This window comes from Haloimpatiens lingqiaonensis, from assembly GCF_901447495.1.
Classification (GTDB): domain Bacteria; phylum Bacillota; class Clostridia; order Clostridiales; family Clostridiaceae; genus Haloimpatiens; species Haloimpatiens lingqiaonensis.
Map to the genome: position 1 here is coordinate 1 of NZ_CABDWS010000046.1, position 25649 is coordinate 25649.

16 protein-coding genes are annotated in these 25649 nt (G+C 31.1%); all 16 read left to right on the forward strand.

All coding sequences use genetic code 11. The annotated features are described in order from the left end of the window. Window positions 1–397 precede the first annotated feature (397 nt). The 16 genes from FGK85_RS09905 (at window position 398) to FGK85_RS09975 (ending at window position 25526) form a co-directional block, all read left to right on the forward strand. Complete coding sequence (locus FGK85_RS09905) at window positions 398–2914, forward strand: hypothetical protein (protein WP_138206161.1); 2517 nt, start codon at window positions 398–400, stop codon at window positions 2912–2914. Beyond that, on the forward strand, window positions 2914–3840 hold the full coding sequence (locus FGK85_RS09910; RefSeq protein WP_138206163.1) for an ABC transporter ATP-binding protein: 927 nt from the start codon (window positions 2914–2916) through the stop codon (window positions 3838–3840). Before FGK85_RS09905 ends, FGK85_RS09910 begins: the two co-directional genes overlap by 1 nt. Next, entirely contained in the window at window positions 3840–4697 is an 858-nt protein-coding gene (locus FGK85_RS09915; protein ID WP_138206165.1) for an ABC transporter permease, read from the forward strand. Before FGK85_RS09910 ends, FGK85_RS09915 begins: the two co-directional genes overlap by 1 nt. Before the next feature lie 122 nt (window positions 4698–4819). After that, complete coding sequence (locus FGK85_RS09920; protein ID WP_138206167.1) at window positions 4820–6448, forward strand: coiled-coil domain-containing protein; 1629 nt, start codon at window positions 4820–4822, stop codon at window positions 6446–6448. A 461-nt stretch (window positions 6449–6909) separates the two neighbouring features. After that, window positions 6910–7899, forward strand: a complete 990-nt coding sequence (locus FGK85_RS09925; RefSeq protein ID WP_138206169.1) for an AAA family ATPase — start codon at window positions 6910–6912, stop codon at window positions 7897–7899. A gap of 259 nt (window positions 7900–8158) precedes the next feature. Further along, window positions 8159–9028 carry a DUF58 domain-containing protein gene (locus FGK85_RS09930; protein WP_138206171.1) on the forward strand — a complete coding sequence of 290 codons (870 nt, stop codon included), beginning with the start codon at window positions 8159–8161 and terminating at the stop codon, window positions 9026–9028. Window positions 9029–9054: 26 nt separating this feature from the next. After that, a complete protein-coding gene (locus FGK85_RS09935; protein WP_138206173.1) occupies window positions 9055–10863 on the forward strand; it encodes a vWA domain-containing protein in 1809 nt (602 codons plus the stop codon). Between the two features lie 235 nt (window positions 10864–11098). Then, complete coding sequence (locus FGK85_RS09940) at window positions 11099–13180, forward strand: methyl-accepting chemotaxis protein (protein WP_138206175.1); 2082 nt, start codon at window positions 11099–11101, stop codon at window positions 13178–13180. A 333-nt stretch (window positions 13181–13513) separates the two neighbouring features. Then, on the forward strand, window positions 13514–15289 hold the full coding sequence (locus FGK85_RS09945; protein ID WP_138206177.1) for an aminopeptidase P family protein: 1776 nt from the start codon (window positions 13514–13516) through the stop codon (window positions 15287–15289). 488 nt (window positions 15290–15777) lie between these two features. Further along, the gene (locus FGK85_RS09950; RefSeq protein WP_138206179.1) at window positions 15778–17466 is read left to right on the forward strand and encodes a peptide ABC transporter substrate-binding protein; all 1689 of its coding nucleotides are present in this window, start codon (window positions 15778–15780) and stop codon (window positions 17464–17466) included. A gap of 250 nt (window positions 17467–17716) precedes the next feature. After that, window positions 17717–18796, forward strand: a complete 1080-nt coding sequence (locus tag FGK85_RS09955; RefSeq protein ID WP_138206181.1) for an RNA-guided endonuclease TnpB family protein — start codon at window positions 17717–17719, stop codon at window positions 18794–18796. Window positions 18797–19321: 525 nt separating this feature from the next. After that, the gene (locus FGK85_RS15760; RefSeq protein WP_279232916.1) at window positions 19322–19447 is read left to right on the forward strand and encodes a hypothetical protein; all 126 of its coding nucleotides are present in this window, start codon (window positions 19322–19324) and stop codon (window positions 19445–19447) included. Window positions 19448–19519: 72 nt separating this feature from the next. Next, window positions 19520–20563, forward strand: coding sequence for a glutamine-hydrolyzing carbamoyl-phosphate synthase small subunit (locus tag FGK85_RS09960; protein WP_138206183.1), 1044 nt, complete (start codon window positions 19520–19522; stop codon window positions 20561–20563). 365 nt (window positions 20564–20928) lie between these two features. Continuing rightward, on the forward strand, window positions 20929–24132 hold the full coding sequence (gene carB / locus FGK85_RS09965) for a carbamoyl-phosphate synthase large subunit (RefSeq protein ID WP_138206185.1): 3204 nt from the start codon (window positions 20929–20931) through the stop codon (window positions 24130–24132). Between the two features lie 123 nt (window positions 24133–24255). After that, window positions 24256–24834 (forward strand): flavodoxin family protein, encoded by a 579-nt coding sequence (locus tag FGK85_RS09970; RefSeq protein ID WP_138206187.1) that lies wholly within the window; start codon window positions 24256–24258, stop codon window positions 24832–24834. Window positions 24835–25169: 335 nt separating this feature from the next. Next, complete coding sequence (locus tag FGK85_RS09975) at window positions 25170–25526, forward strand: hypothetical protein (RefSeq protein WP_138206189.1); 357 nt, start codon at window positions 25170–25172, stop codon at window positions 25524–25526. The last annotated feature ends 123 nt before the right edge of the window (window positions 25527–25649 follow it).

The following is a 25649-nucleotide window of genomic DNA, read 5'->3' on the forward strand; positions in this document are numbered from 1 at the left end:
TAATGAAATAGGGAGTATTTTCTCATTAAAATTAAATAATTTAATTTTTGCAGTTATAAAATCACAATTATATTTTTTAGTATTATAACTAAAAATATATGAGTAATGCTCAATGTACAAATGATCAATGCTCAATTAAAGGAAAAACTCCTTTGGAAGCTATTTGAAGTTGAAAGTTGAATAAATAATAAATAAAAGAATTAATTGTACTTCATTGAATTAACTGTATGATAATGGTAAAATTTTATTAAGTAACTTAACTTTTGTAGTTATAAAGTAAAAATTTATGTGGCAAAGTTCAGTAAGCGACTTAAAAATATATGTTAATACTGGTTAAGGACTAGTAAAAATATCAGAAAAAACTAATATAAAAACAGAAAATAAGGAGGGGGCACTTGTGACAGTTTTGAATAAAATATTTGAAAGAGCCATGTTAATGGTAAAGAAAAAAACAGTAGGCTATGTGTCAAAGGCAACGGGAATATTTTTGATGTTTTTTATGATTTCTACTATGATCTGTAGTGTTACTGGTAACAATGGTAACACTGCTATGGGGGGACAAAATTGTAACAGGGTATATGCAAAGGAAAATTTAAAAGTAGATATGGAAGTTGGGTTTGATGGATATTATAAATTAAAGCATTGGACACCCTTTAGATTTAAGATAGAGAATAAGTTAAAGGATATAAACGGAGAGCTTCAAATAGAAGTTGTAAATGAAAACAATCAATTGAAGGTATATTCTAAAGAAGTGAACCTTCCACTGAACTCTACTAAAAGTGTAGATATATCTGGGGTTATAGATAAAAATTTAGGACATGTAAATATTAAAATATTAGAAGGAAAGAAAATTGTTTATAGTGGAAAGAAAAATATAAAGCAAGGGAGTACGGGGCAGGAGATAGTAGTTGGAATTTTAAGCAATGAAAAGGAAAATTTAAACTATATAAAAGGGGTAAACTCTTTAAATTTAGGGGGTAATTCAGTAATTACTAAGTATATAAGTTTAAGTGAAAAGGATTTTATAGATGAAAGTGAAGAGATGGATATAGTTAATATAATAGTATTAAATAATTTTGATAGCTCAAAACTTTCTAAGGAACAATACAAAGCTTTAAAGAGTTGGGTAAATAGAGGTGGAATTTTAATAATAGGAACGGGATCTTCTTATAATAAAACCTTATCTATTTTTAAGGATGATTTTTTAACTGGAAACATAGGAAATATAATGAAAATAAATACTTCAGCACTTTACAATGTTCTTCCAGAAGATAAGAGAAGCAAAAATCCATTAAGCATAAATTCATTAGAACTTGATTTTAAGACAGAAGAAAAATTAATAGCAGAAGGAAAAGAAACATTATCAATTACTATAAAAAAGGGTGATGGAATTATATGTCTAAATTCTTTTGATCTAGGAGAGGAGCCCTTGACTAGCTGGAACATGAAGGAAGACTTTGTATCAGAACTTATACAGAGAGCTGTAAAGAATTCAAATTTTGAAAAAATGTATACTCCTGAGGGAAAGATGGAAGAAGATTTTTATTCTCTTAAAAGTGCCCTTAATAATATAGTTGAAATGCCTCTTCCAAAGGGCAATAACATAATAATCATATTATGTATATATATAATTTTAGTATCTCCTTTATCTTATATAATATTAAAGAAAAAAGATAAAAGAGAATATATGTGGGCAGTAGTACCTATTTTAGCTATAGTTTTTGCATTTGTAATTCATATTTCAGGTATGGGAACTAGAAATACTAAAAATATAGCAAATATAATAAATTTAATTAAGATAGATAAAGATGGTAAAAGTCAAATTCTCAGCAATGCAAATGTATTTTCTCCTAAAAAAGACAATATAAAGGTTAATGGTACTAATGGATTAAATGTATATCCATATCAGGAGGAAATGATGAATAGAGCTTGGATAGGCCAAGGTGGTGGCACTAATGCATCAAATACTAAAAAGATTCAAATGAAATTTAATCAGGGACAAAATGATTATGTAGAGTTCTATGATTCACCAGTTTTTTCAAATAATATTTTGAAACTTAAAACGCCAGATATCTCACTAGGTAAGCTTGAAAGTAATTTAAGCTATTTTAATGGAAAATATACAGGAAATGTAAAAAACAATACTACACTGGATTTACAAGATTGCTATATAGTTACTAAAAATAACTATATAAAAATAGGAGATTTAAAAAATTCTCAAGAAAGAAGTATAAATACTGAAGGAAATATTTATAGTGAGCTATATAATTTTATAGAGTTGTTATATCCTACGAGGGATATATATAATAGTACAAATAAAAATTTATCAAAAGAAAATATAAGAAAAATTTCTCAAAAAAGAGACATACTTATGTATTATTTTATGCAGAAAAGGATGACTATAGATGAACCAGTATTAATTGGATGGTGCAATAAAGAATTTATTAATGGATTAAATATAAATGGGAAAGAATTTAAAAAGTATGAAAAGAATATGGTTATAATGCCTATAAATCTAAGCTACAATAAGGGAAGTGAAATAGAATATCCATTTGGATACTTTAAACCTGAACAAAACGGCAAAGATGGTGGATATAGTGAAATTGAAAAGATTTTTTATGGCAGGGATTATCAAGTTACTTTCCGTATAAATGAAAAAATTGATATTGAAAAAATAACTATTAGTTATATGGTAGACCTATTGCAAGGGCAAGAGGAAGTTGTAAAACAATTTATATGGAATGTAAAAGAGCAAAAATGGCAACAGGGGGATTATAGGGATTTTGTAATAGAGAAAAAAGATTTAGATAAATACCTATCACCAACAGGAGAGCTTAAAATTAAATTACAAATGAGTAAAGATAGAATCAAGGGAGAAATTCCTAAAATTTCAGTGAAAGGAAGTGTTAAATAATGCTTAAGGTAAATAATTTATATAAAAAGTTTGGAAAATTTACTGCGGTGGATAATTTAACATTTCATGTACCAGAGGGCGAGATATTTGGATTTGTAGGGCCTAATGGAGCTGGAAAAACCACTACTATGAAGATAGTGGCAGGGCTTTTAAAAGAAACCTCAGGGCAGGTTTATGTAAATGAAATAGATGCACTTAAAGACCATAGAAAGGTGAAGGAATATATAGGTTATATGCCGGATTTCTTTGGAGTATATGATAATTTGAAAGTCAGTGAATATCTTGATTTCTATGCTTCAATATATGAAATATATGGTAAGGAAAAAGATAAAATATGTGATGACCTTTTGGAATTAGTAGATTTATCTAATAAAAAAGGAGAATATGTAGATTCTCTTTCAAGGGGAATGAAACAAAGGTTATGTCTTGCTAGAAGTTTAATACACAACCCTAAGCTTCTTATATTGGATGAGCCAGCCTCAGGAATGGATCCAAGAGCTAGATTTGAAATGAAGGAAATTTTAAAATCCCTAAGAGATATGGGGAAAACCGTAATAATAAGTTCTCACATATTGTCAGAGCTTTCGGAGATATGCACCAGCATTGGGATTATTGATAAGGGGAAAATGGTGGCTAATGGGAAGGTTGAAGATATAATGATGAAGCTTCAAAGTAATAAAATTATTAAAATGAAAATGATAAATAGAGTGGAAGAAGCAGTTAGACTGCTGCAGGAAATACCTGAAATCACTAATGTAGCTCCAAGTGGAAATAGTATAGAAATAGCTATTAATGGCGGAGATGTAGAAATGCAAAATATACTTAAGAAACTTATAATGAATGAAATTCCTCTTGTTTCTTTTGGTGAAGAAAGCAGAAAGCTTGAGGATGTATTCATGAAAGTTACAGAAAGGAGCGAAGAATAATGGAAAAGATAAAGATTAATCCTATACTTAGAAAAGAGACCAAAGTTAGGATGAGAACTTGGAGGGCACCTTTTCTTTTAGCAATTTATATAGGAATATTAACCTTTATAGCTGCTTTTGCACTCTTTAATACAATATTTGCTCAGCATAATCAAGGATTTAATTACAACGATATAACAACATCCTATGCAGTGTTAGCTGGTATTCAATTTTTGCTCATAGCTTTCATAATTCCAGCCCTTACTTCAAGTGCTATTTCTAATGAAAGGGAAAGGCAGACTTTAGATTTATTGCTTTGCACTAAGTTAAAGCCTTCATCCATAATCATAGGGAAACTTATAACGTCCATAAGCCAAATTTTATTACTTATAGTATCTTCATTGCCAGTGTTTTCTATAATATTTTTATTTGGAGGGATTTCTATCAAGGAGATAGCTCAACTTTTGGGATATTATATAATACTTGCAGTGACTTTTGGAAGTATAGGAATGTTTTTTTCAACATATATTAAAAAAACTACTACGTCCACAGTACTTACTTATGGAACCATATTATTTTTAATGCTAGGAACCCTTATAATAAGTGCATTTTATGTAAGTATAAAATATAGGTATAACCCTAATCCTACAATTCAAAGGTTGCCGCTTATGTATTTTAATCCTGGAGCAGGCTTTGTATCCATGGTCATGGAACAGTTTGGTAAGGGCTCGAGTATTGGAATACCAGGCATTGTAAAGCTTGGGCCGTTGCCGTTTTGGGCAGTAAACATGATAATAGACATAATTATTTCAGTTGTAATGCTGTCTTTGTCCATATATAAATTAGATCCTATGAAGAAAAAAAGAGCGAAATCTTAGTATTAATACTCGATTATCAGAAAGGCAGTCCCTAAAGGATTTGCTGGGTAGTAGATTTAGGCACTAGATTTAGGTGCTAGGTACTAGGTGCTAGGTTCTAGAAAGGAGGTGCTTTTATAAAGTTGAATACTTTGGATAATTTAATAAGCAAAGAACTTAAAAAGTGGAGAAAGAGACTTTTTATTAAAAAGGCAATAGATAATTTAATGAATTTTTCATTTTATGCGGTTATTATGTCCATAGGCTTGATTATATTGTCTAAATTCATACCCATTTATGCACCTTATATTAAAGGTCTGTGGATAATATTAAGTTTTATCTTTATATCTGTGACTTATTCTGTTGTAAAATATCCTAAGGAGAAAGAAGCAGCTATGGTAGCAGATTCCTTTGGACTTAAAGATAGGATTATAACTGCTTTAGAGTTTAGGGAAAAAAATCTAAAGAGCAGTAGCCGAGGGGAAAATTTTCTGGGTATTTATGAAATTCAAAAGAAGGATGCTTTGAATTTCCTCAGCAAGACAAATTATAAAAATATAAAACTTAAGGGAAATAGGAAATATATAAAGAAACTTTCTATTGTATTAGCGGTAATGGTAAGTACTCTTGTATTGCCAGAGCCTTTAAAAGATAAGGCGCAAAATATACATGAAGTTAAGGTAGCAAAAAATTCTCAGTTAAAAAAAATAGAAGAGATTAAAAAAGATGTGAATAAAAACACTAGTCTTAAGGATTGGGAGAAAAAAACTTTAAAACATAATCTTACAAAGCTTCAAGAGGAAATAAAAAAATCTGAAGGACAAGAGGAAATTAATAAATCATTACAAAAGACTTCAAAAAAGTTGGAGCTTTTAAGAGCTGAATATGAAGGAAATGATTTGAAAAAAATTGCAGATGAATTTATAAAAAATGATGCAACTAAGGAGCTGGGTCAGGCTTTAAAAAATAAGGATACCCAGGAAATTAAAAAACTTATTAAGGAAAACACAGAAAAGCTTAAAAAAATTTCCCCAGAGGAGAGAAAAGAGTTAGCAGAGTCGTATAAAAATTTAGCTAATGCTTTAAAGGATAATCCTAAGCTTGCCTCTGCAATTAAAAAATTAGGGGAATCCATTGCTAACGGTGCTTTGGGCGACTTATCCAGTGAAATGCAGGAATTAAGTGCTGCACTATCGGATTTGATGGAAGATACGGATTTTCAAAAGGCCATAAGGCAGATGGAGAATTCGTTGGCATCAAATGCAGAAGCTTCGGGAGAAAATAGTGGAGATGCACAAGGAAGCCAGCAAGGAAACAATGGTGGTAATTCCAGTGGCAAGGGCAATTCAGAAGGCGGTGAAGGTTCAAATAGTGAGGGTGGATCTGGAGAAAATGGTTCTGGTAGTGGTGCTGGCAGCGGCAGTAGTCAGGGAAAGGAAGAGGAAAGTAGTAAAGGAAATAGTCAAGGAAGTACGGGCATAAATAAAAAGGAAAAGGGATCTGGAAGTGATGTGAAGGATTATCCAAGAATATTTACCACAAAAACGTTAGGTGGACAGGGAGACACTTCTAATATAGAGGGCAAAAGAGAGAAAAAAGGAAAAGTAGAGGAAATAAGAACTTCTAATGGAGTTACTTTAAGGGGAGAATCTGTTCCCTACAATGAAGTAGTGGGTGAATATAGAAGTAGAGCAATGGATAATATAAATTCCTATAGCATACCAGAAGGAATGAAAGAAATTATTAAAATCTATTTTTCATCATTAGAATAATAAATATACTATAAAATAATAAACGTACTAATAAACAGAGCTCTTAGCTTCAGATGGAGTTTTTACTCCATCTGAAGCTAAGAGATCGTTATCCAGGGACGTAGCTGCCGTATCTCCCACTTTGTTAGAAGTGGGAGTATTACGGCAGGTAGTCATCGGATAAACTACGAAAGTTACTAATTCAACCTTCTCAGTTATAAAATAAAAATATAAAATTTATAGGTAAGTAATAGGTAAGTAAGAGGTAAGAGCTAAGAAGTAAGAGTTAAGGATAAAACTCTAGGAGTTTTTTATAATTAATTTGTAGGTAATATTTGTGGTGAAAATTCAGCTTTGGTGAATTTTTTCAATAGCTCTTACTTTTTCACTTTTACTTCTTACCTTGTATAATGTAGAGTTTAAAAATTATATTTAAAACTTGAGTTATTAGAAACTGGGTTACCAACTAAGGGGGAAAAAATGTGGATATAAGTGAAGTTAAGCTAAAGGAAATTGTGGATAAAATAAACAAGGTAAAAGCAGAAATTTCTAAAGGAATAATAGGACAAAGCTCTGTGGTAGATGAAGTTATAATAGGAATATTAGCAGGGGGAAATATACTTTTAGAAGGACTACCAGGCCTTGGTAAGACACAATTAGTAAAGACACTATCAAAAGTTATGAATCTTTCCTTTTCTAGAATTCAATTTACTCCAGACTTGATGCCTAGCGATGTTACGGGAACGGATATTATAGTAAAAGATGAAAATGGTAGTAGATTTCAGTATAGAAAGGGACCCATATTTGCAAATTTAGTTTTAGCAGATGAAATCAACAGAGCCACTCCAAAGACTCAGGCAGCCCTTTTAGAAGCTATGCAAGAGGGGACGGTTACAGTAGGAACAACCAGTTATGAACTTTTGCAGCCATTTATGGTGCTAGCTACACAAAACCCCATTGAGATGGAAGGTACTTATCCATTGCCAGAAGCTCAGCTGGATAGATTTTTATTCAAAACCAATGTGGAGTTTCCAAGTTTGCAGGAACTTAGTAGTATAGTGGACTTAACTGTTACCAATGAAAAAGTTCAACTTGAAAATGTAATGGATAGAGAGGAAATATTGAGTATAAGAGAAGTGGCGAGGGATATACCTATAGCATCATCTGTTAAGGAGTTTGCCCTAAGGATTATTCTTTCAACTCATCCAGAATTAGATGATAGTCCTGATATAACAAAAAAATATATAAGATACGGGGCAAGCCCAAGAGGAGCTCAAAGCTTAATTTCCACTGCAAAGGTTAGAGCATTGATAAATGGAAGATATAATGTGGCCTTTGAAGACATAGAGTATGTGAGTTATCCAGCTTTAAGGCATAGAATTTTACTAAATTTTGAGGCCTTATCAGAAGGCATAAGTACTGAAGAAATTATAAAAGAAATTTTAGAGCATTGCCATAAACAGAGCTCTTAGCTTCAGATGGAGTTTTAACTCCAGCTGAAGGTTAGAGATCGTTATCCAGGGACGTAACTGCCGTTAACTCGCACTTTGTTAGAAGTGGGAGTGTTACGGCAGGTAGTCATCGGATAAACAGAGCTCTTAGCTTCAGATGAAGTTTTAACTCCAGCTGAAGGTTAGAGATCGTTATCCAGGGACGTAGCTGGCGTTAACGGATAAATAGCCGCCACAAAGGGCATACTTTGTAAAATATATATAGAAAGCAGAGTTTTGTATGTATAATGATATATTCAACAGCGATTTTTTAAAAAAACTACAAAATATATCTCTAAAGATAAAAATTACAAGTAATTCTAATAACTTAGGCATTAGAAAATCTAAAGCTCAAGGGGATTCTCAGGAGTTTTCGGATTTTAGAGAATACTCTCCTGGGGATGATATTAGAAAAATCAACTGGAATGCCTATGGTAAGTCTGATAGGTTGCTTTTAAAACTTTTTACTGAAGAAAGAGAGGCTTTAGTTAACATATTTTTAGATGCTAGTAAATCTATGGATTTTGGAAAAGAAAAAAAGAGTATAAAAGCTCTTCAACTAGCTGCAACATTAGCTTTTCTAAGCCTAAAGGATTCAGATAGAGTTTGTATAAACATTCTAGGCGAGAATGGACTTTATAGTTCTAAGGCATTAAACAGTAAAAATAGTTTTAAATATTACACTGATTTTCTTGAAAAGATAGAGTTTAAGGGTAAAACCAATATAAATGGATGCATAAAAAGAAAAGACAAACTGTTAGGGGGACTTTCCATAATTATATCGGATTTTTTTACCGAAGAGAATTTAGAAGAATGTCTTAAATACCTAAAGTATAAAAAGCAAGATTTTATACTTATTCATATATTATCTCCAGAGGAAATAAACCCTAATTTCAGAGGACATTTAAGGATTAGAGACAGTGAAACAAAAATATATAGAGATATTACTGTAAATGATGAAGTTGTCCAAAAATATAATGCTGCCTTAAAAGAATTTACTATAAATTTAAAAAGTATTTCTAAAAAATTAGGAGGCAGGTATGTAGTTATTTCTAGTGATGAGTCTCTAGAGGAAATTATATTTAAAAAACTTTGGAATAATATATTTTAGTTTGCAGTAAGAAGGGATGTGGTGATATGTCCTTTGTATATCCGTGGTTTTTCTTATTTTTATCAATAATTCCTATAGTAATAATCATGTACATGCTAAAGGAAAAGCTCAAGGAAAAAGATGTTTCAAGTATATTTCTTTGGGAAAAAGCTCTGAAGGATGTGGAAGTGAACAAGCCTTGGCAAAAGCTAAAAAACAACCTTCTTTTAATCCTCCAGCTTATGATTATATTATTTCTGATTTTTGCAGGAGCTAATCCTTTGGTAAAACTAAAGGGAAGGGTAATGCAGAACTCTATAATAATATTAGACAATAGTGGAAGCATGAATGCTTTATATGATGAAAAAACCAGATTGGATAAGGGGAAGGAAGAAGCTATAAAACTTATAAAAAAGATGCCTAATAATGCTAATATTACTGTAATATCTTCAGCTAAATATGCAAAAGTTCAAGTTAGCGCTGGAAGTAAAAATGAAGCAATAGATAAAATAAAAAATATACCGGCCACAGATTTATATGGGAATTTAGATGATGCTGTATCCATTACAAAATCCATGGGTAAGGCCTTAGAAAACTATAGAGCTTATTTTTATACTGATGATAATGTGGAATTAAAAGATATAAATGGAGAGCTAATTAATCTTAACTCTAAGGTGGATAATGTGAGCTTAGATTATATATGGCATAAATCTCAGGGAAACTCCCTAAGGGCTTTGGTAAGGATAAACAATAGAAGTAACTCTAAATTAACTAGAGAGGTATCTCTTTATAGTGGTGAAAAAATACAAGGGGTAAAAAGTCTTCAGCTAGAACCTAAGGAAATTAAAACTATAAGTTTTGAAAATGTAAATAATTTATCAGACTATATATATGCAGAAATAAGTGAAAAAGATGGTTTGAATAGAGACAATGTAATATATGATGTGGTAAAGGAAGAAAAAAAGAAAAAAGTATTGCTTTTTTCTAAGGACAATTTATTTATGGAAAGGGCCTTGGCTACGGTTCAGGATATTGAAGTTTATAAAACTAAGGATTTAAATACTACAAATGATGGTTATGATGTTTACATATTTGATGGAGAAGCACCAAAAAGTTTACCTAAGAAAGGAAATATTATATTTATAAATCCTTCTAGCAATGAATTTTTTTCTGTAGGAAAGGATGTAGCTGGAGGATTGGCTAATGTAGAGAAAAATCCATTAACTGAATACATGGAAAACTCACAATTTGTAGTTTCTAAAATTAAGGATATAAATATGCCTTCCTGGGGAGAGCCTATATTTAAAATAGAAAATAAAATTGCGGCTTTTTATGGGGAATTAAAGGGAAGAAAAGTAGTTACTTTAGCTTTTGCAATGGAAAATAGCGATTTACCGTTAAATGTGGAATTCCCTATATTTATAAATAATTTAATGGAGTATTTTTTTAGCGGAGATATTAATTTTAAAAAAGGTTATGTATGTGGCGATGAATTAGAGATAAAACCATTGCCTAATAGTAAAGAAATAAATATAAAAACTCCTTGGAATACTTACGAAAAATTAGCTGCAAGTTATCCTGTAAAATCTTACGATAATACCATTAAAAGAGGAATTTATAGAATAAGTGAAAATAAAGACAATGGAGAAAAAAGAGAAGGGGCCATAGCAGTTAATTTCCCAGTAAATATTGAGTCAGATATAAGTAAAAATATTAAAAATGAATCTACTACCCTATCTAAGAATAATATGAAAACATCCATAATAAATGGCGGATTTAGTTTTCAGTGGGTATTAATTTCATTAGCTATACTGTTTTTAATGTTTGAGTGGATTTATTACAATAAGAATAAATAATATAAAGTGAATAGTATTGTGATTACTAAGTAAATATAGAAAATTATTATGGTAAATTTCATTTAATAAATTTTTAATTTTGCCCATTTATCAACAAACTTTTGCGATTACCTCTTCCCTTATATACTGTAGAGCTTAAAGTTTATATGCAAAAGTTGAGCTATATAGTTTAGTTAAGATTTTATTATAAATAACGATAATACTAGTGGGAAAAGTTTCGACAGGAGGAGTGAAAATGAGTAAAAGTACCAAAAGTAGCAAAAGAGAAAAAGAAAGCAGCAAAGGAAACAGCATAAAGTATAAGATAATTCCAATTATGGTGGTAGCTATGTTAATCCCCATAATGATAATGGCATCTTTAAGTTATGCCAAATCGAAAAAAGCATTAAATGAATCTTTTAATGAAGCTTCAAAAGCAATGGTAAAAGAAGCCAACATGAACGTAGATGAATTTTTAAGCAGTATGGAAAGAATGGTAAGTTCCAATTATGAAAGTAAAAACTTTAAAGATTTTGTGGTTCTAAATGAGCAATTAAAATCTTCATCTGATCCAAAGATTAAAGATGATTTAGAAAGAACCAGAAGTTTTATTAAAAATACCTTAGACAATATAGCAGAAAAAGATGCTGTAATAAAGTTTGCTTATATAGGAACTAGAAATAAAAATGTAATAAGCAATTCATCATATGGAGCAGAGAATGATAAAAGCTATGACCCTACTAGCAGAGATTGGTATAAAAAAGCAGTAGAGAATAGCGATAGTTTAATATATACAGAGCCATATAATGACGCTATTACTGGTATTCAAATATTCACTGTTGCTAAGGGATTTATGGATGATAAAGGTTCTGTAGCTGGAGTATTTGCTATAGATGTAGAGCTAGATGGTTTTGTAAAAAAATATAATAGTATAAAATTAGGTGAAACTGGCAATATATTTGTGGTAGATGCCAAGGGCAAAGTTATAAGCCATAAAGATTTAAAGCTTATAGGAAAAGATGCTTCAAATGAAGATTTCTATAAAAAAATGGGCAATGAAAAGATGGGAAGCTTTGAATATAAAAAAGATGGAGTTACCAATAAAGCTTCCTTTGAAACTAACGGAAAAACAGGCTGGAAAGTGGTATTAGCTTTCCAAGAAAAAGAAATAGGCAGCTACATAAATTCCATAAGAACAGTAAGCATTGTTCTTACTATTTTATGTATTATATTTGCAGTGATGTTTGCTTTAGTATTAAGTAATTATGTAACAAAACCTCTTAAAATATTAGAAATTGGTATTAATAAGGCTGCAGCAGGAGATTTAAAAGAAACTATAGATATAAATAGAAAAGACGAGTTTGGTACCATAGGAAATTCATTTAATAAAATGATAATTAGTCTTAAGAGTTTATTAGAAAATATAAAGACTTCCTCTGATACTGTAAATGAGGGAGCAAAATCCTTAAAACAAATGTCAGAACAGGTAAGTACAGCAACGGTAGAAGTTGCAAAGACTATAGATGAAATAGCAAGGACAGCTAATGAGCAGGCTAAGGATACAGAAAATGGAGTTGATAAGGCTGAAATATTATCCACAAGCATAGGAGAAATTTCAGATAGAATAAATGTAGTTACGGATTCTTCTAAGGAAGCATCAGGGCTTAATGAAAAAGGATTAACTGTTGTGGAAGAACTTATTGATAAAACAAAGGATACTTCAGAGAGCGGAAAAGCTTTAAGAATAGCAATAGATAAAATGGATGAAGGATCAAAGGAAGTAGGAAATATATTAAACACCATATCAGCTATAGCAGAGCAAACTAATTTATTGGCATTAAATGCATCTATAGAAGCGGCAAGGGCAGGAGATGCAGGTAGAGGCTTTGCGGTGGTAGCAGAGGAAATAAGAAAATTAGCAGAAGGCAGTCAGCAGGCTACAGAACAAATAAAAAGTTTAATATTAGATATACAAGATAAATCTAGAAATGCAGTGCTTTCTCTAAATCATACTGAGGAAAACTTAAGTGCTCAACAAAAATCTGTTAGTGAGACAGGGGAGATATTTAAGCAAATATCCCATATAATATCTAAGTTAAATAGTGAGGTAGAAAAGGTAAAAGATTTAAATGGCAGAATGATAAGTGACAAGGAACAAATAGTGAATTCAATTACAAACATATCCGCAAGTTCACAGGAAACATCAGCTGCTACAGAAGAAGTTTCAGCTAGCACAGAGGAAATACTAGCAACTATAGAAGAATTGGAATCTAATACAGAAACTTTTGATGAATTAGCAGAGAAGCTTTTAGAAGAAGTTAATAAATTTACTATATAAAAATTTACACTATACCGTTGAAATAAGGAAGTATATTCAATGGTATAGTGTTTTTGTTATAGTTTATTATATTACCTATGGTAAGAACTATCCATCGGCAGCCTATAGAGGATGGGAGAATTTCGCACAGTTAGGTTAATTTTTATATTTTTATAACTGAATAACGTTGGCTTACTAAGTATAGGGTGTTATTGATTAGAAAAAATAATATAAAGAATCCTTTATTATGTGGAATTTATGGAGCAATTGGTATATAATTTTATATAGATGAAAAAATACTTAAAATTTTTTATCAAAATGAATTTTGGGGATTACATGTAGGAGGCGAATAAAATGAAAGTTAAAGAAAGAGTTGAAGCGTTAAGAAACCTTATGAAACAAAAGGGAATGGATGCCTACATAGTTCCAAGCTTTGATGCTCACCAAAGTGAATATGTAGCAAATCACTGGAAGTCAAGAGAGTGGATATCTGGATTTACTGGTTCAGCAGGAACTGCAGTTATAACTCATGAGCAAAATGGTCTTTGGACAGATGGAAGATATTTCATACAGGCAGCTAAGCAATTAGAAGGATCAGGTATAGATTTATTTAAAATGGGACAACCAAATGTGCCTACTTATGAAAATTGGCTTTATGATACTTTGAAAGAAGGAGCTGTAGTAGGCTTTGATGGAAGAGTATTTTCTGTGGCAGCTGTTAGAAATATGGAGAAGAAGTTTGCTAAAAAAAATATTAAAATAATTTCTGACTATGATTTAATAGGTGAAATTTGGGCTGATAGACCAGAGATACCAAGAGAAGCTATCATATCTCATGCGGTGGAATTCGCAGGGAAATCAAGAGTGGATAAAATTAATGAAGTAAGAAAGCATATGAAAGATTTAGGAGCTACAACATTCTTACTAACTAGTTTAGATGATATAGCTTGGCTTTTTAATATAAGAGGAAATGATGTTAATAATAATCCAGTGGTAACCTCTTATGCCTTAGTAAAAGAAGATAAAGCTTATGTTTTCATAGATAAAATAAAAATTTCAAAAGAAATAGAAGAAGAATTAAAAAATGATTCTGTAGAAGTTTTAGAATATAAAGAAATACAAAATTGTGTTAAAGCATTGAAGGATGAAAAAATTCTTTTTGATGCTAATAGAGTAAACTACTGGATATTCAATGCTATACCAGAAGGATGTAAAGCTATAGAAGAAGATAATATAACTTCTATGATGAAGGCTGTTAAAAGTAAAGAAGAAGTAGAAAATTTAAAGAAATGTCATGTAAGAGATGGCGTTGCCATGGTTAAATTTATGCGTTGGCTAAAAGAAAACCTAGGAAAAGAAGAAATTACAGAGATATCAGCTTCAGATAAACTTGAGAATTTTAGAAAAGAGCAAGAACACTTTATGGGCATAAGTTTTGACACTATAGCTGGACATAAGGATCATGCAGCTATGATGCATTACAAAGCTACGCCAGAAATAACATATAAATTAGATACAAAGGGATTTTTACTTGTGGATTCAGGTGGACAATATTTAGATGGAACTACAGATATAACAAGAACTTTTGTACTTGGACAATTGACTGAAGAGGAAAAAAGAGATTATACATTAGTTTTAAAAGGAAATATAGCATTATCAAGAACTAAATTCTTGTATGGATGCACTGGAACACATTTAGATGCTATAGCTAGACAGCCAATTTGGGAATATGGCATAGACTATAAGTGTGGAACAGGCCATGGTGTTGGATATTTCTTAAATGTACATGAAGGACCACATAGAATAAGTCCAGCTTTCAACTCTGTAAAATTAGAAGAAGGCATGATAATAACTAATGAACCAGGTATATATATAGAAGGCAAACATGGAATTAGAATAGAAAATGAGCTTTTAGTGCTTAAGGATGAAAGCACTGAATTTGGACAATTTATGAAATTTGAATCTGTAACTTATTGTCCAATAGATTTAGATGGAGTAGTTGTAGACTTGCTTTCAAAAGAAGAAAAAGCTTGGTTAAATTCTTACCACAAAATGGTTTTTGAAAAATTATCACCATGCTTAAATGAAGAAGAAAAACAATGGTTAGCTAGGGAAACAAGGGAAATTTAGGTTGAGGTAAGAGGTAAGAAGTAAGAAGTAGAATTTTTATCTGGGGAGATAAGATTCTACTTCTTTTTTTATTTTTATTTTTGTTAGAATAAAAAACCAAATTGAATGTTGTAAATGAATAAAATTCATTCTGAAGGAATGGGGGATGAAGAGAGAATATCATTTTTATAAACTTAAATTATATATTTTTACAAATAGTATAATTAAATACAATAATAATGTTAAAATTAATATAAAATGATATAAAAAGTAATAAAAAAATGACTAGATGTATATAAAGATCATAGAATATATAAAAATCATATGCTATGAAAAAATGTAAAAAAAAATTGACAAGTATATATAAATATGATATATTATTTAAAAATGAACCTGAGTTTAAACAAATACTCAAATGAAAGAAAATTTCTGCTTTTAAAATTGATTTTTATTGTATCCATGAAAATTCAATGATGGATATAAAAGAGAGATAAAAAGGGGGCATTAAAATGAAAAGTAAAAAATTATTGGCGTTAGTATTGGGAACAACTTTATTGGTTACTTCAGGATTGGTGGGCTGTGGAAAGAAAAGTACAGATGATAAGCAAGCTACAGCTAGTAAAATGGACAAGGACCAATACTTAAATTTAATCCTAGGTGCAGAGCCAAAATCATTGGATGCATCAAAATCAACGGATTTATATTCTTCTCAAATACTTACAGAAATAAATGAGGGACTTACAAGAATTGAACAGGATAAGGATGGAAAGGATGTAATTAAAGCTGCAGGTGCAGAAAAATGGGAACATAACGAAGATGGTACTGTTTGGACATTCTATTTAAGAGACTATCAATGGAGTGATGGTAAGAAAGTAACAGCTAAAGATTTTGAATATGGTATAAAAAGAACATTAGACCCAAAGATAGGTTCAGGCTATGCATTTCTACTATCACCAATTAAAAATGCAGATGAATACAATGGAGGAAAAGCAACAGCAGATTCAGTAGGAGTTAAGGCAAAGGATGATAAAACATTAGAAATAACTCTTAAACAGCCATGTGCATACTTCTTGGATTTAACTTATTTTAAGGTAATGTTGCCTCAAAGACAGGATATAGTAGAAAAGCATGGTGATAAATATGGATCAGAGGCTAATACTATGGTATCTTCTGGACCATTTGTGTTAAAAGAGTGGACTCACAACAGTAAAGTTATTCTTGAAAAGAATGACAAATACTGGGATAAAGATAGTGTTAAATTATCAAAGGTAACAATGAATATTATAAAAGATGAAAATGCAAGATACAATTCATTATACAATGGCAATATAGACTCTTTGGGGGTTAGTAAGCCAGAGTGGATAAAGAAATTTGATGATACAGGTAAATTTAATGTGTTGAAGAGCTATGATCCATCAACAAACTATAATTTCTTTAATACTAAGGATAAATTATTTAGCAATGCAAATGTTAGAAAGGCATTTTCTATTGCCACAAATAGAGAAGATATGGCTAATGTAATATTTAAAGGTATAAATGAAGCTGCTTATGGATGGGCACCACCATCACTACAATTAGGCGGAAAAGACTTTAGAGAGTTAGTTGGAGAAGAGCCAATAAAGAAATTAGTTGAAGAAAATAAAGATGCAAAAGCTTTATTAGTTAAGGGATTAAAAGAGCTTGGTATGTCAGAGGATCCAGCTAAATTAAATGTTACAATGTTATTTGCAGGTACAGATCAGTGGTATAGAACATATGCAGAATATATGCAACAAATGTACAAGAAGAACTTAGGAATAGATTTAAAAGCTGAATATGTTGAATGGCCAGTATTCCAAAAGAGAACTGATGAAATGCAATATCAATTAGCAGGTATGGCTTGGACAGGAGACTATAATGACCCTAATACATTCTTTGATATGTGGATGACAGATGCAGGTATAGTTCCAACTGGATGGTCAAATAAGAAATACGACGATTTAGTTAAAACTGGTATGAAATCTTTAGATGAAAAGGAAAGATTGGAAGCATATAAAGAAGCAGAAAAAATATTACTTTATGAAGATGCTATTATAGTTCCAACAGTTTATAGAAAGAGAAACACTTACAGATACAAATATGTTAAGAATTTAATGAGTCCTTTATTTGGTAGTGGTGTAGAAATTAAATATGCTTACACTGAAGGAAGAGAAAAATAATAAGCATAACAACTGAATAAATAGAAAAATTAAAATATTTTGTTAAAAAGTTAATTTTCCTATGGACATTCAATTATATTAGTGTTACAATTTCATTGTAAGATAAATTAAATATTTGGTTAGGCACGAAGGTTTAACCAATTGGTTAGTTCGCGTATGAGCTGACCTATATACCGAATTAAGACCACGAAGGTAGAGAATATTTCTCTACCTTTTTTTATTACTATCAGAGCAAAAGGAGGTGTTGTTTGTGAAAAAAAGTTCTCTCTTAAACAAAGGTTATAAGTTCAGGATTTATCCTAATAATGAACAAATAGCTAAAATTGAAGGAAATTTTGGCTGTGCAAGATTTGTTTATAATTATTATTTATCTCAGAGGATTGGAGCCTATAACTCTGAAGGTAAAACTATAGGATATCTAGAACAACAAAATCATCTTCCCTTATTAAAAAAACATTATCCCTGGCTAAAAGTAGCAGACAGCACTTCTTTGCAAATATCAATTAGGAATTTAGATAAGGCCTTTCAAAATTTTTTCAACAATAAGGCCTTTGGATTTCCTAATTTTAAGAGAAAAAAAAGCCTAAGAAAGTGTTACACTGTAAATTGTGTTAACTCTAATATAGCAGTGAAGAATGGAAAAATAAAATTGCCTAAACTTAAATGGGTAGAGGCAAAGGTTCATAGAAAAGTCGAAGGAAGAATAATAAGTGCTACTGTTATTAAGAACTCCAGTGGAAGATATTATGTATCTATAATAACAGAACAGAAAAAGCGTGAGATTTCTTTTATAGAAGGGGAGAATATAGTAAGCCTTCAAATGAAAGATTTTATTAACATAAGCAATGAGGAAAGCATTTATTATTTTAAATATATAAAAAAAATAAGTAAATTAGAAATAAAATTGCTTAGAAAAGAAAAAGAAAGCAACAATAGAAAAAAATTAGAGAAGCAAATAGGAAAGCTTTATGAAAAAGTTCAAAATAAGAGAGATGACTTTTTACATAATCTTTCAAAAAATATAGTTGATGAAAATCAAATCATATATATTCAGGAAGCTAATGTAAAAGGAGAAAAATCTTCTGTAAAAGACTATCAAAATTTAAAAAGCTTTTCTTGGAGTAAGTTTTGTAAGTTTTTAGAGTATAAGAGTTCTTGGTATAATAGAAGCCTTATTTACGTAGAGAATAATGATAATTATTTCAATTTAAATTATGGCCAAAAGTTACTAAATACCAATATTCCAATTAATTTTGGAGATAAAATTAATGTAACTCTTATGAAAAAAATTTTGCACCCACATTCTTTTAAATATACGGGGATTTTATAATCCCCCAGTTTTACCCAAGCTTTATTTGGTTTTTACCGTAGGGCCTACGGGATATAAAGCCTATGGAGTTTAAGGACGTTGAAGTAGGAAAAGTTTCTAAGGTCATTATAGGGTTTCAGAGCTTATATTTTATGATTTTATAATCAACATATAAGAGTTAGTAAAACCTTTATGATTATTAGAATGCCTTTGAGAATAATTTTCTAAATTGAGGAAGGCCACTTATAGTAAAAATTTATATAATTCATTACAATAAAACCTCTGTTGTTTATCTAGGAGGATGAATTGTACTTTTAATTCATATAAGGAATATACAGCATAAAATTGAATAAAATTTTTAGTTTCATATGGTATTTAAAAAACAAGCATACAAAAAACATTTGACAGAGTTAAAGTTTTGCATTAAAATAATAAAAAAAATTAATTTAAATACACTAAAATGTATAAACTTTAATTTAGTTGTATACTAAACAACAGATGAATTGCTTTAAATTGGTCCTGTGAGGCCAGAAAGGAGGAAGGATTATGTTTTTTTGTGGTGCATTTTTAAAGAAAAATACCAGCATAGTAAATTCAAAAATCATAATTAGTAAATTTCATGAAAAATTAAATGAAGATATGAATAATAGCAGGATAGTAGGAAAATTTTAAGATTTTCTTTACTATCCTTTTTGTTATTTTTTATATCAACTAAAGAAAAATTTACGTATCGGAGGAATGAAATTGAAAGCTAATTTGATTTTAGAAAATGGTGTGGTATTTTCAGGAGAAGCCTTTGGATATTTAGAAGAGGCTGTGGGAGAAGTGGTTTTTAACACTGGAATGACGGGATATCAAGAGGTACTTACAGATCCTTCTTATTGGGGACAAATAGTTACTATGACTTATCCTTTGATAGGAAATTATGGGGTTAATTTAGAGGATTTGGAGTCTAAAAGTCCAAAGGTAAAGGGATTTATAGTTAAAGAATATTGTAAAAATCCTAGTAATTTTAGAGCTGAAATGAATCTAGACAGTTACTTAAAACAAAATAAGATAATAGGTCTTGAAAATATAGATACTAGAGCTTTAACTAAAGTTTTAAGAAACAGTGGAACCATGAGAGGTGTAATAGCCCTAGGGGAAATGAATAAGGAAGCGGTACAAGAGAAAATTAAAAGTTTTTCAAATGTGGATGCAGTTAAGAAAGTGACTGCTAAGGAAAAATACACTGTAGATGGTAGTGGTAAACACGTAGCTCTTATGGATTTTGGGGTAAAGGAAAATATAATAAGATGCTTTAAAGAAAGAAATTGTAAAATAACAGTACTTCCAGCTTATACAAAGCCAGAAGAAATGCTTAATTTAAACCCAGATTTAATATTCTTATCCAATGGACCTGGAGATCCAGAGGATTTGCCAGAGATTATAGAAAATATAAAGGCTTTAGTGGGTAAAAAACCTATAGGAGGAATATGCCTTGGTCATCAGCTTTTAGCATTAGCTCTCGGAGGAAGCACGGAAAAGCTGAAGTTTGGGCACAGGGGCTGCAATCATCCAGTGAAGGATTTAGAGAGAAATAGAGTTTATATAACCTCTCAAAATCATGGCTATGTGGTGAAAGAAATGCCAGAGAATATGGTGGTTACCCATGTAAGCTTAAATGACGGATCTATAGAGGGCATGAGAAGTATAAAACAACGTATATTTAGTGTGCAGTATCATCCAGAAGCAAGTCCTGGACCTATAGAAAATCAATATTTATTTGATGAATTTTTAAATTTATAGATTAAGAAATGCTTAAAAAGATATAAAGCAAAACTGTATATCTAATTTATCCGATGACTACCTGCCGTAACACTCCCACTTCTAACAAAGTGGGAGATAACGGCAGCTACGTACCTGGATAACGATCTCTAACCTTCAGTTGGAGTAAAAACTCCATCTGAAGGTTAGAGATCTGTTTATATCTAAGATTAACGATTAATTTAATCTTCGCAGTAATAGATAAAAATTTAAAATTCAAAATTTAGAATGAGGGACAAAACTCCCTTGGGAGCTATTTGAAGTTGAGGGTTTGGAATTGAAAGAGAAATATTTTCAAATAGAAGCGCAGGCAAAAATATGATGATTTTCAATAGGAGGAATTTAATATGGGTTTAAATAGAGATATAAAAAAAGTATTGGTAATAGGCTCAGGTCCAATAGTTATAGGACAGGCAGCAGAGTTTGACTATTCAGGAACACAAGCCTGTGAGGCATTGAGAGAAGAAGGAATAGAAGTGGTTTTGGTAAATAGTAATCCAGCTACTATAATGACAGATAGCCAAGTGGCAGACAAGGTTTATATAGAGCCACTTACAGTGGAGTTTGTAAAAAGAATTATAGAGAAAGAAAGACCAGATAGTTTATTGGCAGGTATGGGTGGACAAACAGCTTTAAACATGGCTGTGGCTCTTCATGAAGAAGGTATACTAGATGAGTACGGGGTTAAGGTAATAGGTACTTCTGTAGAAGCTATAAAAAGAGGGGAAGATAGGGAAAACTTTAGAAGCATAATGCAGGAAATAAATGAGCCAGTTATAGAAAGTAGCATAGTTAATGAAATGAATGAAGGACTGGAGTTTGCAGGTAAAATAGGATATCCATTAATAGTAAGACCGGCTTATACCTTAGGGGGAACCGGCGGCGGTATTGCAGAAAATGAAGAGGAATTAAGGGAAATACTTAAAATGGGATTGAAACTAAGTCCTGTACACCAAGTACTTTTGGAGAAAAGCGTAAAGGGATGGAAAGAAGTAGAGTATGAGGTAATGAGGGATTCTTTTGGGAATTCTATATGTGTATGCAATATGGAAAACATAGATGCAGTAGGTGTGCATACAGGAGACAGTATAGTGGTGGCGCCAAGCCAAACCCTTTCAGATAAGGAATATCAGCTGCTTAGAACATCAGCATTAAAAATATTAGATGCAGTGGGTATTGAGGGAGGATGTAATGTGCAGTTTGCATTAAATCCTAAGAGCTTTCAATATGCAGTTATAGAAATAAATCCTAGGGTGAGCCGATCCTCAGCACTAGCTTCAAAAGCCACAGGATATCCTATAGCAAAAGTAGCTGCGAAAATAGCTTTAGGCTACGGACTTCATGAAATAAAAAATGCAGTTACAAAAAAGACCTATGCTTGCTTTGAACCTTCACTGGATTATGTGGTTGTTAAAATACCAAAATGGCCTTTTGATAAGTTTAAAGATGCAGATAGAATATTGGGTACCAAGATGATGGCTACAGGAGAAATAATGGCTGTGGGTAGAAATTTCCAAGAGGCTTTTCTAAAGGGAATTCGTTCACTAGAAATAGGAGCATATTCATTGGTACACCATGGAGTTTCCCATATGAACTTAAAAGAATTAAGAGAAAGCGTAAAGAATCCAGATGATGAGAGGATTTTTAAACTTTCAGAAATGTTGAGAAGAGGATATAGTGTGGAAAAAGTCTGTGAAATAACAGGCATAGATAGATATTTTGTGGATAAAATAAAGGATATTGTGGAGGAAGAGGAAAATTTAAAAAATAGCACCATAGATGATTTAAATAAAGAATGGATGTATAGCTTGAAGAAAAAAGGATTTTCTGACAAGGGTATAGGGGATTTATTAAGGGTGAACCCTAATACCATATTAGAGCTTAGAACTATATGGGGAATAAATCCAGTGTATAAGATGGTGGATACCTGTGCAGCAGAATTTGAAGCATTAACACCGTATTATTACTCTACATATGAAATGGAAGATGAAGTAGCAGTAAGTAATAAAAGAAAGGTAGTAGTAATAGGATCAGGGCCTATAAGAATAGGACAGGGTATAGAATTTGACTATGCATCAGTACACTGCATAAAGGCCTTAAAAAAATTAGGTGTAGAAACTATAATAATAAATAATAACCCTGAAACTGTAAGCACAGACTTTGATATATCAGACAAACTATATTTTGAACCACTTACAGAAGAAGATGTTTTTAATATAATAGAAAAAGAAAAGCCAGAGGGAGTAGTGCTACAGTTTGGAGGGCAAACAGCTATTAAGCTAGCAAGATTTTTAAAAGAAAAAAATATTAGGATTCTAGGAACAAGTACAGAAGATATAGACTTAGCTGAGGATAGGGAAAAGTTTGATGAGGTATTAGAAAAACTTAATATAAAAAGACCTAAAGGTAAAGCCATATGGAATGTAGATGAGGGAATAGAACATGCAGAGGAAATAGGTTATCCGGTGTTAGTAAGACCATCCTATGTGCTTGGAGGACAAGGCATGGAAATAACTCATAACCAAAAGGAGCTAGCACATTATTTAGAAAAGGCATTTAAGCAGGATAAGAAGAATCCAGTATTAATAGACAGATATCTTATGGGAACTGAGATAGAGGTAGATGCCATATGTGATGGACAGGATATATTAATACCTGGAATAATGGAGCACCTAGAAAGAGCTGGTGTCCACTCAGGTGACAGCATAACTATGTATCCAGGAAAAAGTATAAAGGAAGAGATAAAGGATAAGATTTTAGATTATACTCGCAAACTTGCACTAGAAATGAATGTACTAGGTATGATAAACATTCAGTTTATAGAATTTAAAGAAGAGGTTTATGTAATAGAAGTAAACCCTAGAGCAAGTCGTACAGTGCCTTACATAAGCAAAATAAGTAAAATTCCAGTGGTGGAATTGGCTACAAGAGTAATAATGGGTGAAAAGCTAAAGGATTTAGATTATGGCACAGGAATATACAAAGAACCGGATTTGGTGGCAGTAAAGGTACCTGTGTTTTCCACTGAAAAGCTTCATAATGTGGAAGTGAGTTTAGGACCAGAAATGAAGTCCACAGGAGAAGTACTAGGTGTGGGCAAAACACTTAAAGAGGCTCTACAGAAGGGATTTATAGCAGCTAATAGAAATATAGTCAAGGATAAAGGTGTAGTGTTAGCTACCGTAAAAGAGCAGGACAAAGAGGAATTTTTACACATAGCTAAAAAGCTGCATAAACTAGGATTTACCTTCATATGTACCGAAGGAACTGCAAAGCTTTTACGAACAAACGGAATAATGGTAGAGAAGGTAAATAAGATAATCAGTGGAACTCCAAATATACTGGATTGCATAAGCAGTGAAAAAATAGACTTTGTAGTGAATACGCCAACTAAGGGAAATGATTCAGAAAGAGATGGATTTAGAATAAGAAGAAAAGCTGTAGAAAATTCCATAAAAATATTCACTTCCCTAGATACTTTAAATGCAGCTGTAGAATCTATGGGCAAATTTTCAGACTCAAAAACTGTGGAAGTTTATAACTTAGCCTAATAAATATAAATAAAAATGTAAAAGTGTTTTTAAAGAGAAATTTTGTGTATAATTGTGTATAGATATCTGTACTTTTGCGTACAGATATCTATAGTTTTAAAGTTGGGATTTGGAGGGAATAAAATGAAGAAGGTTTTGGCTATAGTAGGCAGTCCAAGAAAAGGTAAAAATACAGATTTCCTTTTGGATAAAGTTTTAGAAGGCATGGACAAAGAAAATATTCATATAGAAAAGATTTATTTAAGAGATTTAAATATTGCACCATGTACTTCATGTTATTATTGTGCAGATACTGGAAAGTGCTGTATTAAAGATGATATGCAAAAACTTTATAAGGCTTTTGATGAAAGTGACTGCACTATAATAGCTTCACCCCTTTATTTTAATACCGTAAGCAGTCTTAGCAAAATAATGATAGACAGATGTCAAATGTTTTGGTCCAGCAAATATCAATTAAATAACCCTTCTATAGATAGAGACAAAAAAAGAATAGGGGTATTTCTGTGTGTAGGTGGTGCAAAGGAGCATCAGGGCCAATTTGATGCTGCCATGCCAGTGGCAGATTTATTCTTAAAAGCTGTAAATGCAAGATGTAAATATACTTTATTCTGTGCCAATACAGATGAAGTACCTGTTTGGGAGAGACAGGATATATTGCATAAGGCATTTACTATGGGGAAGGATATATGGAAAGAATTGTAATGGGATAATTATAAATTAACAGTAAAAAAATCTACTTTAAGTCTGATAAAACTTAAGTAGATTTTATTTGTTTCACGGCAAGAGTAATCTCTATTTTATTATTGTAAATATAAGTATATAATTCAAAAAACGTATAATATTTTTAATAAGTATGATAAAATAAATGTAAATAATGATTATTAACAAATATATTAGCTAATATAATAAACAGTAGTCATTAGTATGAGTTGCCAACTGTTTGAAGTAATTGGTAAATATTAAATACTATAATAATTCTAGTATAGATACAAATATTGCAAAAAATATAATGAATTATATATAAAAGGAGGGAATTTATGAATAAGGAAGCTAAAAATATAGACATATTTTTCTTGTTGTTGTTTTTAATAGTATTTTTAACAACTAGCTTTTTATATTTTAATTTTACTAAAAGTAATTTATTAGATTTTGTAATGCTGGCGTTGGTTTTTTTAGTGGCTATAATAGGGTATTTTAAAGGTGTTATAGGGGGTCTTTTGTCTAGTATAATTGTTATCTTTTTTTATGCTAGTTACATACTTTACAGCAGCATTATTTTAGCAAAGCCTGTGGAAATCCTTACTTATTTTTGGATGATAGCTATACCTTTAAGTGGTTTTGTATCTGGAAAATTGTCAACTAATATAAATGAAATGCAGAGATTTAGCACCTAAATTCCAGTAAAAATTTTATTTTTACTGGAATTGTATCTTTTTACATTTACTTAAAGGGCTGGTAAGCCCGCAGACCGATAGGTCGCAAAAATAGATACACTTACCCCTACCCCACGAAATCTT

Bases quoted from the DNA above. Each gene is read 5' to 3' on its own strand.
- FGK85_RS09930 (WP_138206171.1), top strand. From the start codon at position 8,159: ATGTATAATGATATATTCAACAGCGATTTTTTAAAAAAACTACAAAAT.
- FGK85_RS15760 (WP_279232916.1), top strand. From the start codon at position 19,322: ATGTTTTTTTGTGGTGCATTTTTAAAGAAAAATACCAGCATAGTAAAT.
- FGK85_RS09910 (WP_138206163.1), top strand. From the start codon at position 2,914: ATGCTTAAGGTAAATAATTTATATAAAAAGTTTGGAAAATTTACTGCG.
- FGK85_RS09935 (WP_138206173.1), top strand. From the start codon at position 9,055: ATGTCCTTTGTATATCCGTGGTTTTTCTTATTTTTATCAATAATTCCT.
- FGK85_RS09950 (WP_138206179.1), top strand. From the start codon at position 15,778: ATGAAAAGTAAAAAATTATTGGCGTTAGTATTGGGAACAACTTTATTG.
- FGK85_RS09975 (WP_138206189.1), top strand. From the start codon at position 25,170: ATGAATAAGGAAGCTAAAAATATAGACATATTTTTCTTGTTGTTGTTT.
- FGK85_RS09940 (WP_138206175.1), top strand. From the start codon at position 11,099: ATGAGTAAAAGTACCAAAAGTAGCAAAAGAGAAAAAGAAAGCAGCAAA.
- carB (WP_138206185.1), top strand. From the start codon at position 20,929: ATGGGTTTAAATAGAGATATAAAAAAAGTATTGGTAATAGGCTCAGGT.
- FGK85_RS09945 (WP_138206177.1), top strand. From the start codon at position 13,514: ATGAAAGTTAAAGAAAGAGTTGAAGCGTTAAGAAACCTTATGAAACAA.
- FGK85_RS09970 (WP_138206187.1), top strand. From the start codon at position 24,256: ATGAAGAAGGTTTTGGCTATAGTAGGCAGTCCAAGAAAAGGTAAAAAT.
- FGK85_RS09915 (WP_138206165.1), top strand. From the start codon at position 3,840: ATGGAAAAGATAAAGATTAATCCTATACTTAGAAAAGAGACCAAAGTT.